We start from the raw sequence: 13,596 nt of genomic DNA, 5'->3' as shown, positions 1-13,596 counted from the left end.
TGAGGCGTTGAGCTAACCTGTACTAATTGCCCGTGAGGCTTAACCATACAACACCCAAGGGGTTTTGATGGACTCAATGCAAGAACGATTGAATGTGTATAAATAGAACTTAAAACAGCTTTCCGAATTAAAGAATTTGCTTGGCGACCATAGCGATTTGGACCCACCTGACTTCCATTCCGAACTCAGAAGTGAAACGAATTAGCGCCGATGGTAGTGTGGGGTTTCCCCATGTGAGAGTAGGACATCGCCAGGCTTTAAATTTAGTTTTTGCCTTTTTAAGAAGGTGAAGACAAAAGTTAAGAGAGCCCGTTTGAAAAAGCGGGCTTTTTTAGTCCTCACGGACACAGATAATGTGCTGATATGGCTCAGTCGGTAGAGCGCATCCTTGGTAAGGATGAGGTCCCCAGTTCGATTCTGGGTATCAGCACCATTTACTGTTTGTTTTATGCTTTAAATCAAAGCTTAAAACAAAACGTAAAGAATTTTGCTTGGCGACCATAGCGCTTTGGACCCACCTGATTCCATTCCGAACTCAGAAGTGAAACAAAGTAGCGCCGATGGTAGTGTGGGGTTTCCCCATGTGAGAGTAGGACATCGCCAGGTTCTTATTTAGACTCAAGAGTCTAACCAGTGCGGAGCGGTAGTTCAGTTGGTTAGAATACCGGCCTGTCACGCCGGGGGTCGCGGGTTCGAGTCCCGTCCGCTCCGCCACTTATTCCAGACCTCAGCAGAAATGCTGAGGTCTTTTTGTATTTACGATATTATTTTGGTCTGCGACCAACGAGTCCCGCTTGTGTGCAAGCCCAGCCACTCCGCCACTTATTTAAAAACCCAGTCTTCGGACTGGGTTTTGTCGTTTTAAAGCTCAAAAATGTTCCCTTTCAGGGAATGAGTCCCGGTTGCCCGCAACCCCGAACTAGGCGTCCCCGCCGACTAGCCACTTATTCCAGACCTCAGCAGAAATGCTGGGGTCTTTTTGTATTTACGATATTATTTTGGTCTGCGACCAACGAGTCCCGCTCGTGTGCGAGTCCAATTGAGCGCAAGCTCAGCCGCTTCAACACTTATCTAGAAATTCAGCCTTCGTGCTAGCTTTCACCCTTTTAGGGAATATGATTTTCGTTTATAGGAAAGTAAGGCTCGCAAGGTTTTGGCTGTAGCCTACAAGCCCGACTATTTATTCAGATATACGCCCCTAGTCTATCCACCCTTATTGAAAATCTACTCTGTCATTTGGTTAAGTTAGAGATGCCCTCTAATGCTTTATCTATCAAGGAATGGGGCATTCAATAACACCAATCTTATGACCCATCAAATGGTTACCTTCTTCAATAATAGCTATCTTTGTTGGTGTTCTCTTATCGGTATCACCGGCTAACCCTACTGGGTCATCACTTCTCATATTTACGCTGAAGAAAACTTTGTTTGCTTTACTCTTATTTGTCAGAAGGATTAACCTAGTAAAGGTTCTTATGGGAGTACAACCTAATGATGCAGCAGATAGAAAGTGAAACGCTAAGAGTCTTATTCGAAAGCCTGTCTTCTCAAGATGGGATTGCCGTTATTAACCCTGCGACTGAGCAAGAACTGATTCGCTTAAAGCCTAGCTCTTTGGATGAGTTAGATGTGCAAATAGAAGCGTGCAAATCGGCTCAAGTTGAGTGGGCAAAACTCAGCGCTAAAGCACGTTCCGCTTCCCTAAAAAAGTGGTTCCAATTGCTTGTAGAGCATACGGAAGACATCGCGAACATCATTACCTTAGAACAAGGTAAACCCCTTACTGAAAGTCGTGGAGAAGTCGCATACGGCGCATCTTTTGTTGAATGGTTCGCAGAAGAGGCTAAACGCACTTATGGTGAGGTTATTCCAGCCCCAGCGGTAGATAGACGCCTCTCTACCATCAAACAACCTGTCGGCGTGTGTACAGCGATTACACCATGGAACTTCCCTATTGCAATGATCACTCGAAAAGCGGCTCCTGCTCTGGCTGCGGGATGTGGGATGATCATTAAACCTTCTGAATTAACGCCTTTGACTGCTCTGGCTGTGGTGGAGCTTGCTCATCGGGCTGGTATCCCCAAAGCTCTATTGTCTACCGTTGTTTCTGAACAGGCGGCTGAGTTCGGTTTGGTATTAAGTACCGATCCTCGTATTAAGAAGATCTCTTTCACTGGTTCGACACGTGTCGGTAAGATCTTAATGAAACAAGCAAGTGATACGGTTAAAGCCACTTCTATGGAATTGGGTGGTAACGCACCTTTTATTGTTTTTGAGGATGCAGATTTAGAAGCTGCAGCGAATGGCTTAATTGCTTCCAAGTTTCGTAATGCTGGACAAACCTGTGTGTGTACCAACCGCTTGTATGTACATCAGAGTGTGAAAGAGGCGTTCTTAACTAAGCTTCTTGATAAAGTGGCAAGCCTGGCGGTCGGTAATGGTCTTGAGGAAAATACAACTCTTGGCCCTGTTATCACTATGGCTTCTAAGCATCGTCTAGAGGCGGTAGTCGATCAGGCAGTACAAGAAGGAGCAACAATACTTAACCAGCCTCAAAAACTCACTGGGCGCTTTATGGAGCCTGTTATCTTAGATGATGTCGAACAAGGTATGGCGATCGTGCGACAAGAGTTGTTTGGTCCGGTTTTGCCAGTCATTAGTTTTGATGACGATGAACAAGTGCTCTCGATGGCGAATGACACCGAGTATGGTTTAGCTTGCTACTTCTATACCGATAGCTTGAAACGCATTATCCGATTTAGTGAAGGTTTGGAATACGGCATGGTAGGGATAAACGAAGGGATTATCTCTACGGAAGTTGCGCCGTTTGGTGGTATCAAAGAATCTGGCATTGGTCGTGAGGGTGCTAAACAAGGTATCGATGAGTACCTAGAGACGAAGTATATCTGCCTTGGAGGTTTGAGCTAACCTTCTCACGAGACAAAGACGGAAGCTGGGTATATCACCTGGCTTTTTGTTTATTGAGATAAAGGTAGATGAAGAGGGGGCTGTGAGTTTTCTTCAGATGCAAAAAAGCCGCATCAAGTGATGCGGCTTTTTATAATATGGCTCCTCCTACTGGACTTGAACCAGTGACCTGCGGATTAACAGTCCGTCGCTCTACCAACTGAGCTAAGGAGGAACAGATTTTATTAAGTGGTGCCGACTACCGGAATCGAACTGGTGACCTACTGATTACAAGTCAGTTGCTCTACCTACTGAGCTAAGTCGGCACATTTTCGTTAATAAGTAATCGACTTACTAACTGAAAGATGGCTCCTCCTACTGGACTTGAACCAGTGACCTGCGGATTAACAGTCCGTCGCTCTACCAACTGAGCTAAGGAGGAATTATCTTGTTTAAGAATAAATGGTGCCGACTACCGGAATCGAACTGGTGACCTACTGATTACAAGTCAGTTGCTCTACCTACTGAGCTAAGTCGGCGTACCGTTATTCTTTTTATTGTTCGTGTAAGACACCAACAATTTTAAATTGTGGTGCCCGGAGGCGGAATCGAACCACCGACACGAGGATTTTCAATCCTCTGCTCTACCGACTGAGCTATCCGGGCGACGAGGTGTATTAAAAGGCTTTTCCGCTTTCACGTCAACAATAAAATTAAAATAAAATATCGTTTGATGAATTTGTGCTCGGAGTGGGCTGTTTTTATGCGTTTTTAACAGGAATGCACCATATTTTAAGCCTTGATTATGATAGGAGCATGAGTTCGCTTGCTAAATAAATACCATAAAAACAAAAAAGCACGTCCGAAAACGTGCTTTTTATTGAACAATTGACTTTAAACTAGTGCTTTACTGAGAACTTGTTCACCCAACCTTCAAGCTCATTCGCTAAAGACGCCAATGTCTGTGTGCTTGATTGGCTTTCTGTGACTACCGTGTTGAGCTGGCTACCGCTTTCTTCGATAAGGTTAATGCGATGCGCAATATCATCACTTACCTGAGTCTGCTCAGCGGCTGCTGTTGCGATTTGCTGGCTCATGGCCGTGATGGACTCTAATGCAGTTACTATCTGTTGTAGCGCTTCTGAGGCGTTCATAGACTCGGTTACTGTGCTTTCGCTAGTTTCGGCACAAATTTCCATCGTATGGATAGCGTTACGCGAACCTTCCTGAAGGTTAGAAATCATCTGTTGAATCTCTTTTGTGCTGTCTTGTGTGCGTCCTGCTAGGTTGCGAACCTCGTCTGCTACGACGGCAAAACCACGACCTTGTTCACCTGCACGCGCTGCTTCAATGGCGGCATTCAACGCCAGTAGGTTAGTTTGTTCGGCAATGTCGCCGATTACGTCGAGAACTTTCACAATACTGTTAACATCTTGGTCAAGATCCGCAACGGCTTTACTGGCTGTATTGAGCTGGGTCGCCAAGCCTTGAATATTATCTACCGTACTGTGGATCAATGATTGCGTGTGTTGGCTTTGTTTGTCTGCTTCATCGGTGTTATGTGCCGTGTCACTTGCCGAACTTGCAACATGGTTGGCTGAAGAAGCCATTTCTGTCATCGCTGTTGCGATCATCGCCGTCGATTGCTGCTGAGACATGGTCAAATCAGCAATAGAGTTAGAGCGCGATTCTACCGCTGATAGCTCTGAACGTAATGCGTGCATTGACGCGTCTAGATTGGTGACCATCTTAGCTAACGATTGACTCATCTCTTGCACCGCACCATAGATACTGTCTTTAGGGGCTGTGTATTCAAAGCTGGTTTGGATATTACCCTGAGCGACGGCCTGAACCGCCTCACGAACGTCATTCGGCTCACCACCAAGAAGGTTAAGCATCTTGCGAATAGAGATGATCAAGCCACCTAGGATTGCGCCAGCGATAACAAGACATAGGGTTAGCTGCCATTGTGCAGTAGACCAGAAACGTGCATTTACTTCATTGAATCCAATTCCGGTACCGACAACCCAGTTCCAATGTGGTGTTTTTTCTGCAATCGAGTGTTTTTCTTCGATGGTGCCGTCAGGCAATTTTTGTGTCCAGGTGTATTCAACGATTTGGCCTGTCTTACGACCTAGCACGTCCAAGATCAGCTGACCGACACTATTGCCATCACCGTCTCGAAAGTCATGGAAGCTAGTGCCATGCAATTGAGGGTCTAAAGGGGCTGCCACAAATAACATGTTCTCATCAGCAACATAAACGTATTCGTTGTCTTTGTAGATATTGTTGCGAAGTAGGCGAGTCGCGAGTGCTTTAGCCTCATCTTCAGGCATTTTGCCTTCTACCGCCATTTTCTCTACTTCAGTTAGAATGCTATAAGCACTCTTGAATAGCTCAGTCACTCGAGCTTTGTTATCAAGGTTACTTGCGACGCGAAGTGTCCAAAGACCCGTTGCAGTTAATGCAAGCAGGGCAATTAGTATGATGGCCGATAATAAATAGGCTTGAGTTTTTAATTTCATAGTTAGCTCACAAAGCGTGTTCGTACTATGCAATGCATAGCTTATAAAGGGGCGTAATAATAAATTCATATTATTGAACTTGTATACACGCGCCTATCTGCGAGTGATGAAACTATGATTTGGATTAAATTTTTAGCGTGAAATAAGTGTTTTATGTCAAATGAACTAGACGTTAATAGGGTTGTTTCTTGAAGGCGTTGAGGGAGAAGTTTCGACGGAACTAGAAAATAGGGGGAGAGTTTTGGATATTGCAGATAAGAAAAAAGCCAAGTCCGAAGACTTGGCTTTCTAAATTGGCTCCTCCTGCTGGGCTCGAACCAGCGACCTGCGGATTAACAGTCCGTCGCTCTACCAACTGAGCTAAGGAGGAACTATTCTGTTTGTGTCTTACTGTAAGCAAGTGCACCAAATATGGTGCCTCGAGGCGGAATCGAACCACCGACACGAGGATTTTCAATCCTCTGCTCTACCGACTGAGCTATCGAGGCAAAAGAATGGTGCCGACTACCGGAGTCGAACTGGTGACCTACTGATTACAAGTCAGTTGCTCTACCTACTGAGCTAAGTCGGCACACTTTATTCTTTTTAGAAGAGTTAGACTCTTCATTTTTAGAATCTCATTTACATGAAATTCTAGAAGTTGGCTCCTCCTACTGGACTTGAACCAGTGACCTGCGGATTAACAGTCCGTCGCTCTACCAACTGAGCTAAGGAGGAACTATTCTGTTTGTGTCTTACTTTAAGCAAGCGCACCAAATATGGTGCCTCGAGGCGGAATCGAACCACCGACACGAGGATTTTCAATCCTCTGCTCTACCGACTGAGCTATCGAGGCAAAAGAATGGTGCCGACTACCGGAATCGAACTGGTGACCTACTGATTACAAGTCAGTTGCTCTACCTACTGAGCTAAGTCGGCGTACCGTATTCTTTTACTAACTGTTCGTGCTAGGCACCAACAATTTAGAAATTGTGGTGCCCGGAGGCGGAATCGAACCACCGACACGAGGATTTTCAATCCTCTGCTCTACCGACTGAGCTATCCGGGCAACGGAGCGCTATTAAACGGATTTTCCCGCTTTGCGTCAACCACTTTTTTTAAATAATTTCAAAAAAGTGGTTGTTCGAACGCTTTTTATTCAACTGTCGAGAAAAAGTTTACCCTGCGTTAAATTCCTTTTTGAAATTTGTAACTTTTTCTAGGTATCGGCGTGCTTCAGCGTTCGGATGTTTCTTTGTTAACGCCCAATAAACTTGATTTGGCTGTAAAGAATTTAAATCTTTCATTGCACGTTTGCGATCGGTGCGATGGAAAGTGTTCAAAACACCACCAGTTCCGCCGTTGTAAGCGGAAATCATGCTGTACTCCAAAGATGTTGGATGCTGGACATCTTTCAAATAACGATTTTTTAGAATGTAAAAGTAAGCCGTTCCGGTATCAATATTGTTTTCTGGGTTAAACAAATATTCAGGACTAGGCTGACCTGACCGGTTCTTCACCAATTTAAAAACATCACGGCCTGCTGTTTTTGGAACTACTTGCATCAAACCATAGGCGTTGGCCCAGCTTACTGCATATGGGTTAAAGCTACTTTCGGTTTTGATGATGGCGTAAATTAGATCTTCAGGGATGTCGTATTTTTTCGACGCACGACGCACGATATCTGCATATTGGTAACTGCGTTGTGAGAAATGGTCTTCCACCATTGGAATTTCAACGTAGTAGGCTTTTTTAAAGTCAACGTCTTTGGTTTTTACTTGGTTAGCAATCAAGTAATCGGCAAAGCGATTCGCGCGCCATGACCATTGAATGGGCTTTTTGTCTTGATCAACGACCTGATTGTAAAGAAAGGGCTGGCCTTCTAATTTGATCTCTTTAGAAGAGAATAGATCGACATTGGCTGGATCATCTGGGGTTAAAAGTGTCGTGATGATGGCGTTTTTCAGGTGCTTTTGTGGCTCTGTTGGAGAAACCGTTTCGATGGTTATCACACCTTTTTGGAAATCGACCTCGGCACGACTTAAGTAGTTATCGATGTATTTTACGTAATTGCTTTTACCTGCAACCTTTACCTCGCGTTGGCCCCAGCGCTTTTTGATGTTTCCTGAGAAGCTGCTGATCAACGCATCTAAAGCATCGGTGTCTTTTTCGAATTGTCCTGGCAGCTCAGCTAGGTTGTTCGCAAAGCGGTTCGTCGGCTCGTAATCAACGTCATAAATTTTTTCGACAAACTCACGGCTGCAACCTGCCATTAAAAGGGCAGTAACGATAAAGGCAATTTTATTCATAATTATTTAGGTAGCTTTTTCGGCTCGAATACAAAAATGACATCACAAGTTTGGTTGTGATGTCATTGTTTTAAAACAAGTTTGATTTATTCGCTTGGTGGCGTGTAGCCCTCAATGTGAACCTCTTTGCCTTCGAAAAGGAAGTTCACCATTTCTGTTTCAAGCTGTTTACGGTGCTCTGGATCCATCATGTTGAGCTTCTTCTCGTTGATCAACATCGTTTGTTTCTGTTGCCATTGAGCCCAAGCTTCTTTCGAGATGTTATCGAAAATGCGTTTACCTAGTTCACCTGGGTAAAGTTGAAAGTCTAGACCTTCGCCTTCTTTCTTTAGTCGAGCACAAAAAACAGTGCGGCTCATAATGACTCCTTGCAATTAATTAACGAAGTTCGTGGGGTAGCGCTTCCAGTAGCAGTTTTACTGGCGCAGCCAAACCGACTTCTTCAGGTTTAGATAAGTTATACCAAAGACCTTTGTTACCTTCCATCACCACATTGGGTTGCTTTGACAGGTCAATCAAAATCGGCGTGATATCGAGGTGATAATGGCTGAATGTATGACGAAAGGTAATCAGAGTTTCTTGATGTCTAATATCGTCAGTTTGAATACCACGTTGTTCCAGTAGTAATTCAATATCGCTCTCTACATCAATATGCTCAGTTTGTGGGAAACAAAAGAGTCCGCCCCAAATACCCGTCTGCGGTCTTTGTTCTAGCCACACTTCGTGACTATCACCATTTTTGTGATGCAGCATAACGAAACGTGTTTGCTTAACCGGTTTGTCTTTTTTCGGCTTCTTACCCGGATAATCAAGCACATTACCTTGTTTCTTTGCTATACAAAGTTCGTTGACCGGACACAAGGTGCACTTAGGCTTGCTGCGGGTACACATCATGGCACCCATATCCATCATGGCTTGATTGTACTTGTCGACGTCTGTTTGTGGCGTGTGCGTTTCTGCGATTTCCCACAATTGATTTTCAACTTTCTTTTGTCCCGGCCATCCATCAACAGCAAAGCAGCGTGAAAGCGTGCGTTTTACGTTGCCGTCCAATATCGCATGTGGCTGTTTATAGACAGAGGAGAGTACTGCGGCTGCGGTTGAACGACCAATACCCGGCAGTGCGTTCATTTGCTCAATATCTAATGGAAACTCGCCATTATATTTATGGGCGACTTCTTTAGCCGCTTTATGAAGATTGCGAGCACGTGCGTAATAACCTAAGCCGGTCCAAAGGTGCAGTACTTCATCTTGCTCAGCATTCGCGAGATCGACGACGGTCGGAAAGCGTTTTAAAAAACGCTGGTAATAAGGAATAACCGTAGTGACCTGAGTTTGCTGAAGCATGATTTCAGACAACCAGACACTATACGCGGTCTTGTTTTGTTGCCATGGAAGCTCTTTTCTTCCATATGCGTCATACCATTCTAAGATGGCGTTTGCGAAAGGTGTCACGACTTGCTCTGTATTCTATTATTGGTTAGGAGCAAAATTGCACCACAGATTGTGGTGTAAGTACAACAGATAAACTGTGGGGATATTGTGTCTGGTTTGTTTGCTTTTGGGCTGCCATAGTCCGATAGCTCAACAAATACTTGCACCTAAGTGAATTCTTTGGATAATCCCCGCTTTGATTAATCAATGTGCAGGCAAAATCAATGAGTGAAGTAACCACTAACGAATACAACGAAGACGGAAAAATGATCCGTAAAATCCGCAGTTTCGTGCGTCGCGAAGGTCGTCTAACCAAGGGCCAAGAAAGTGCGATGAACGAATGCTGGCCAACAATGGGTATCGATTACAAAGCAGAACTTCTTGATTGGAAAGAAGTATTTGGTAACGATAACCCAGTAGTGCTTGAGATCGGTTTTGGTATGGGCGCTTCATTGGTTGAAATGGCAAAGAACGCGCCAGAGAAAAACTTCATCGGTATCGAAGTTCATAGTCCAGGCGTTGGTGCTTGTCTTGCTGACGCACGCGAAGCGGGTATCACGAACCTACGCGTAATGTGTCACGATGCGGTAGAAGTATTCGAACACATGATCCCAAATGGCAGCCTAGCAACGCTGCAATTGTTCTTCCCAGACCCATGGCACAAAAAGCGTCACCACAAGCGTCGTATCGTACAACTCGAGTTCGCTGAAATGGTTCGCCAGAAGCTTATCCCTAACGAAGGTATCTTCCATATGGCGACTGACTGGGAAAACTACGCTGAACACATGATTGAAATCATGAACCAAGCACCTGGTTTCGAAAACATTGCAGAAGGCGGTGATTTCATCCCTCGCCCTGAAGAGCGTCCACTGACTAAGTTCGAGGCTCGTGGTCACCGTCTAGGTCACGGTGTATGGGATATTAAATTCAAGCGCACTGCATAACTAAGGAGCCAGTAGATGTACCACTACGCGATATTAGCGAATCCGGGTCACAACCGAATTTACTTTGATAGCGCAATGACCATTGCATGTTCCGAGCTAAAAGCAATTTTGGCTTCTGAAGGTGTTGAAGTGACTGAAATTGGTAACAAAGACGTCGGCTTACCTGCTGCGCTCGTGTTCTCTTGTGAAGACGCGTTAAGCGATCAGCAATCCGGTAAAATTGCTGCGTCATCTATCTACTATGCGCTATTTGAAGTGCGTGAAGATGGCTTATTACGTCCGATTCAGGCGCCTGCATTCAATACTTTCCCTGAGAGCATGAGCCAGATCCTACGTTACACCGGTAAAACGAATGAACAGTTTACGCGTTTGATGGTGAACTTAGGCGTGAGTGCGTCCAATACGGATAGTGCTCAATTAACGCTGATGGATCCAATGTGTGGTAAGGGTACAACTCTGTTTGAAGGTTTGATCCACGGCTTGAATGTAGTGGGTGTGGAGATCAACCAGAAATGGGTACAAGAGATCCAAACCTTCATCGTTAAGTTTATGAAGAACGGTCGCTTCAAGCACAAAGTGAGCAAAGAAAAGCGCACTTCTGGTGGTAAGAAGGTGGCCGATGGTTTCGTGGTTGAAGCCGCGTCAGAGAAAGAAGAGTACAACAAAGGTAATCTTCAGACGATGAAGCTGTATTCAGCAGACACGCGAATTGCCGATCAAGTGGTTAAGAAGAACTCTGTTGATGTGATGGTGTCTGATTTGCCTTACGGTGTGCAACACGGTAGCAAAAACGCAAAAGACAGCAAACTGAACCGTAGCCCTCTGGAGCTGCTACAAGAAGCTCTGCCTGCATGGAAAGTGGTGCTGAAAAAGCAAGGTTCGGTCGTGCTGTCTTTCAATGAGTTCACTCTGAAATGGAAGGACGTGGCGGCATTATTTGAAGAGCAAGGGTGGAAGGTACTTTCAGAAGAGCCTTACATCGGTTATCTTCACCGTGTTGATCAGTCCATCAACCGCAACATCATTGTGGCAATAAAACCATAATCGACTTGAGTCGAATAAATTCCATGGAAAAGCCAACGTCCGCGTTGGCTTTTTTTACCTCTGAACTCAGCTATTTGGGTTCTTGTGACAAGAAGGTAGAAGATGAAACCTACAGCGCAAATTTTGACAGACATTCTAGCGGAAGTTCGCCCTTTAATTGGTCAAGGAAAAGTCGCCGATTACATTCCCGCATTGGCAAAAGTACCCAATACCAAACTGGGTATTGCGGTATACACCAATGAAGGTGAAGTGATTAAAGCGGGCGATGCAGAAGAGTCGTTTTCGATTCAGTCGATCTCAAAAGCGTTGAGCCTGACTCTGGCTATGTGCTTGTACAAGCAAGAAGAGATCTGGTCTCGTGTAGGTAAAGAGCCTTCTGGTCAGGCGTTTAACTCGATGATCCAGTTAGAGATGGAGCTGGGCATCCCACGTAATCCATTCATTAACGCCGGTGCTATTGTAGTTGCTGATTTGCTGCAAAGTCGTCTCTCAGCGCCGCGTCAGCGTCTATTGGAATTTGCTCGTCAGTTATCTGGTGATACTCATATCGTGTATGACAAAGTTGTAGCGGCTTCAGAAATGATGCATGGCGACCGCAACGCTGCGATTGCTTACCTGATGCGCTCATTTGGTAACTTTGAAAACGAGGTTATTCCGGTATTGCAAAACTACTTCCATGCCTGCGCTTTAAAGATGAGTTGTGTGGATTTGGCAAAGACCTTTAGCTACTTAGCGAATAAAGGCACATCGGTACAAACGGGTAAATCAGTGGTCTCGGCGGTGCAGACAAAACAGTTGAATGCGCTATTGGCCACGTGTGGTTTGTACGATGGTGCTGGTGCATTTGCATACCGCGTTGGTATGCCGGGTAAATCTGGTGTCGGTGGTGGCATCATCGCTATTGTCCCAGGTGAGATGACGATTGCGGTATGGTCTCCGGAGCTTGATGCTTCGGGTAACTCGTTGGCAGGTACTAAAGCGCTTGAGTTACTTTCAGAGCGTATTGGTCGTTCGATTTTCTAAGGAAAAGAGACGAGAAGCGAGAACGGATCGCGTCCTTTGGAATCGCTTCGTTTTAGAGGCTTTAGGGAAAGAAGTGTTACAACGAATAAAAGAAAGGGTTGGCGTTTGTGCGCCAACCCTTTGTTATTTATAGCAGAGACAAAGGCTGTATTGGCTTGGTCGAATATATCCATAGCCGTTTCAGCGAATCTCTCGGAGTGAAGCGTTCTTTAGGACACAGTCCGTTCCCAAATCTCGAATCTGCTCTTATTCCTCTTCCACCATAAAGGCTTCAAGCAAGTCATTCAGGAACAGCTTACCTTTCTCGGTAATTTGCCAGTGAGTCTCTGTTTCACTCAGATAACTCATCTCAAGCGCCCAATCGATAGTCTCTTGAATTGAGCTCAACGGCAGGCCTGTCGTATCGATGTAGTCTTGTTTCGGGCACGCTTCCATTAAGCGGAAACGGTTCATAAAGAACTCAAACGGACGATCTTCATCAGCCACAAGCTGTTCATTATCTAGGTATGGCTTCACCATGTTTTGGTATGCCATCAAATAGCCACGTGGGTGTTTGACCTTAGTGGTACGAACGATGCGGCCATCAGCAAAGCTCAGCTTGCCGTGTGAGCCACAGCCAATGCCAAGGTAGTCACCAAAGCGCCAGTAGTTCAGGTTGTGCTGACACTGATAGCTAGGCTTGCTGTAACCAGAAATCTCGTACTGAACGTAACCTGCCGCTGCAAGCTTCTCATGTCCTTGTTCGAAGATATCCCACAAGTCATCGTCATCTGGCAAAGTCGGTGGCTTGTAGTAGAACATGGTGTTTGGTTCGATGGTCAGCTGATACCAAGACAGGTGCGGTGGCGCTAACTCAATCGCTTTGTCCAAATCAGCTAAGGCTTGTTCGATGCTTTGATCTGGTAAGCCGTGCATGAGATCGAGGTTAAAGCTATTCAAACCGATTTGGTGTGCCAGCTTAGCGGCATTGACGGCTTCGTCTTGACCGTGAATGCGCCCCAAACGCTCAAGCTTCTGTTGCTCAAAGCTTTGCACGCCGATAGAGATGCGCGTTACACCAGCCTTGCGGTAGCCAGCAAAACGTTCTGCTTCGATAGTGCCTGGGTTGGCTTCCATGGTGATTTCTATTTCAGGCTTGAACGGAATACGCGCTTCAATGCCTTTAAGTAGACGCTCGATGCCTTCTGCCGAAATCAAACTCGGCGTACCACCACCAATGAAGATTGAATGCAGTGGACGTGGCGCTTCGCTAAGGTGGTATTTCTCAATGTCGGTATCCAAGTCTTCAAGAAGGGCATTGATGTACTCTTCTTCTGGGATCTCGGCTTTGAGCGCGTGAGAGTTAAAGTCGCAATATGGGCACTTTTGTACACACCATGGGATGTGTACATACAAGCTCAGTGCTGGGGGCGTTAACATGGTCTAATTCGC

General features: G+C 45.4%; 9 protein-coding genes, 14 tRNA genes and 2 rRNA genes. 8 read left to right on the top strand and 17 right to left on the bottom strand.

The window, feature by feature from the left end; all coding sequences use genetic code 11:
• The first annotated feature begins 139 nt into the window (after positions 1–139).
• From rrf (ATB76_RS22505) to ATB76_RS22485, 5 genes are all read left to right on the top strand, one after another.
• A 5S ribosomal RNA gene (gene rrf / locus ATB76_RS22505) occupies positions 140–256 on the top strand.
• A gap of 101 nt (positions 257–357) precedes the next feature.
• A tRNA-Thr gene (locus ATB76_RS22500) sits at positions 358–433 on the top strand.
• A 57-nt stretch (positions 434–490) separates the two neighbouring features.
• Positions 491–606: ribosomal RNA gene (gene rrf, locus ATB76_RS22495) — 5S ribosomal RNA — on the top strand.
• Positions 607–637: 31 nt separating this feature from the next.
• Positions 638–714, top strand: a tRNA-Asp gene (locus tag ATB76_RS22490).
• Between the two features lie 777 nt (positions 715–1,491).
• Positions 1,492–2,928, top strand: coding sequence for an NAD-dependent succinate-semialdehyde dehydrogenase (locus ATB76_RS22485; protein WP_081094947.1), 1,437 nt, complete (start codon positions 1,492–1,494; stop codon positions 2,926–2,928).
• A gap of 138 nt (positions 2,929–3,066) precedes the next feature.
• On the opposite strand, the gene ATB76_RS22480 is transcribed toward ATB76_RS22485, so the two are convergent.
• The 16 genes from ATB76_RS22480 to mutY form a co-directional block, all read right to left on the bottom strand.
• A tRNA-Asn gene (locus ATB76_RS22480) sits at positions 3,067–3,142 on the bottom strand.
• A 15-nt stretch (positions 3,143–3,157) separates the two neighbouring features.
• A tRNA-Thr gene (locus ATB76_RS22475) sits at positions 3,158–3,233 on the bottom strand.
• Positions 3,234–3,273: 40 nt separating this feature from the next.
• A tRNA-Asn gene (locus ATB76_RS22470) sits at positions 3,274–3,349 on the bottom strand.
• A gap of 21 nt (positions 3,350–3,370) precedes the next feature.
• A tRNA-Thr gene (locus ATB76_RS22465) sits at positions 3,371–3,446 on the bottom strand.
• A gap of 51 nt (positions 3,447–3,497) precedes the next feature.
• Positions 3,498–3,573 (bottom strand) — tRNA-Phe (locus ATB76_RS22460).
• A 233-nt stretch (positions 3,574–3,806) separates the two neighbouring features.
• Positions 3,807–5,432: a methyl-accepting chemotaxis protein gene (locus tag ATB76_RS22455; protein WP_038870628.1), complete on the bottom strand. Its 1,626-nt coding sequence runs from the start codon at positions 5,430–5,432 to the stop codon at positions 3,807–3,809.
• Positions 5,433–5,726: 294 nt separating this feature from the next.
• Positions 5,727–5,802 (bottom strand) — tRNA-Asn (locus ATB76_RS22450).
• 42 nt (positions 5,803–5,844) lie between these two features.
• Positions 5,845–5,920: transfer RNA gene (locus tag ATB76_RS22445), tRNA-Phe, on the bottom strand.
• A gap of 7 nt (positions 5,921–5,927) precedes the next feature.
• Positions 5,928–6,003: transfer RNA gene (locus ATB76_RS22440), tRNA-Thr, on the bottom strand.
• A 70-nt stretch (positions 6,004–6,073) separates the two neighbouring features.
• Positions 6,074–6,149 (bottom strand) — tRNA-Asn (locus ATB76_RS22435).
• A gap of 42 nt (positions 6,150–6,191) precedes the next feature.
• Positions 6,192–6,267 (bottom strand) — tRNA-Phe (locus tag ATB76_RS22430).
• A 7-nt stretch (positions 6,268–6,274) separates the two neighbouring features.
• Positions 6,275–6,350, bottom strand: a tRNA-Thr gene (locus ATB76_RS22425).
• 54 nt (positions 6,351–6,404) lie between these two features.
• Positions 6,405–6,480 (bottom strand) — tRNA-Phe (locus ATB76_RS22420).
• Between the two features lie 109 nt (positions 6,481–6,589).
• Positions 6,590–7,720 carry a membrane-bound lytic murein transglycosylase MltC gene (gene mltC / locus ATB76_RS22415; RefSeq protein WP_042606431.1) on the bottom strand — a complete coding sequence of 377 codons (1,131 nt, stop codon included), beginning with the start codon at positions 7,718–7,720 and terminating at the stop codon, positions 6,590–6,592.
• Positions 7,721–7,806: 86 nt separating this feature from the next.
• Entirely contained in the window at positions 7,807–8,079 is a 273-nt protein-coding gene (locus tag ATB76_RS22410; protein ID WP_005436530.1) for an oxidative damage protection protein, read from the bottom strand.
• Positions 8,080–8,098: 19 nt separating this feature from the next.
• Positions 8,099–9,175 carry an A/G-specific adenine glycosylase gene (mutY, locus tag ATB76_RS22405; RefSeq protein WP_038880402.1) on the bottom strand — a complete coding sequence of 359 codons (1,077 nt, stop codon included), beginning with the start codon at positions 9,173–9,175 and terminating at the stop codon, positions 8,099–8,101.
• Between the two features lie 203 nt (positions 9,176–9,378).
• Between mutY and trmB the strand changes: the two genes are divergently transcribed.
• From trmB to glsB, 3 genes are all read left to right on the top strand, one after another.
• Positions 9,379–10,098: a tRNA (guanosine(46)-N7)-methyltransferase TrmB gene (gene trmB / locus ATB76_RS22400; protein WP_038880400.1), complete on the top strand. Its 720-nt coding sequence runs from the start codon at positions 9,379–9,381 to the stop codon at positions 10,096–10,098.
• Between the two features lie 15 nt (positions 10,099–10,113).
• Positions 10,114–11,142 carry a DNA methylase gene (locus ATB76_RS22395; protein ID WP_039977623.1) on the top strand — a complete coding sequence of 343 codons (1,029 nt, stop codon included), beginning with the start codon at positions 10,114–10,116 and terminating at the stop codon, positions 11,140–11,142.
• A gap of 102 nt (positions 11,143–11,244) precedes the next feature.
• Complete coding sequence (gene glsB / locus ATB76_RS22390; RefSeq protein WP_061036130.1) at positions 11,245–12,165, top strand: glutaminase B; 921 nt, start codon at positions 11,245–11,247, stop codon at positions 12,163–12,165.
• A 246-nt stretch (positions 12,166–12,411) separates the two neighbouring features.
• Here the strand turns inward: glsB and hemW are convergent, their stop codons facing one another.
• Complete coding sequence (hemW, locus tag ATB76_RS22385; RefSeq protein WP_061036129.1) at positions 12,412–13,584, bottom strand: radical SAM family heme chaperone HemW; 1,173 nt, start codon at positions 13,582–13,584, stop codon at positions 12,412–12,414.
• Positions 13,585–13,596: the final 12 nt, after the last annotated feature.

It is taken from the genome of Vibrio sp. MOR3, assembly GCF_001557775.1.
GTDB classification, from domain to species: domain Bacteria; phylum Pseudomonadota; class Gammaproteobacteria; order Enterobacterales; family Vibrionaceae; genus Vibrio; species Vibrio jasicida.
Note: the sequence above shows the minus strand (reverse complement) of the source record. Positions and strands in the feature narration are given on the sequence as shown.

What these genes read in the sequence shown, in the direction of transcription:
- hemW (WP_061036129.1), bottom strand. Translation starts at nt 13,584, where the DNA reads ATGTTAACGCCCCCAGCACTGAGCTTGTATGTACACATCCCATGGTGT.
- glsB (WP_061036130.1), top strand. Translation starts at nt 11,245, where the DNA reads ATGAAACCTACAGCGCAAATTTTGACAGACATTCTAGCGGAAGTTCGC.
- ATB76_RS22485 (WP_081094947.1), top strand. Translation starts at nt 1,492, where the DNA reads ATGATGCAGCAGATAGAAAGTGAAACGCTAAGAGTCTTATTCGAAAGC.
- ATB76_RS22410 (WP_005436530.1), bottom strand. Translation starts at nt 8,079, where the DNA reads ATGAGCCGCACTGTTTTTTGTGCTCGACTAAAGAAAGAAGGCGAAGGT.
- mltC (WP_042606431.1), bottom strand. Translation starts at nt 7,720, where the DNA reads ATGAATAAAATTGCCTTTATCGTTACTGCCCTTTTAATGGCAGGTTGC.
- trmB (WP_038880400.1), top strand. Translation starts at nt 9,379, where the DNA reads ATGAGTGAAGTAACCACTAACGAATACAACGAAGACGGAAAAATGATC.
- ATB76_RS22395 (WP_039977623.1), top strand. Translation starts at nt 10,114, where the DNA reads ATGTACCACTACGCGATATTAGCGAATCCGGGTCACAACCGAATTTAC.
- ATB76_RS22455 (WP_038870628.1), bottom strand. Translation starts at nt 5,432, where the DNA reads ATGAAATTAAAAACTCAAGCCTATTTATTATCGGCCATCATACTAATT.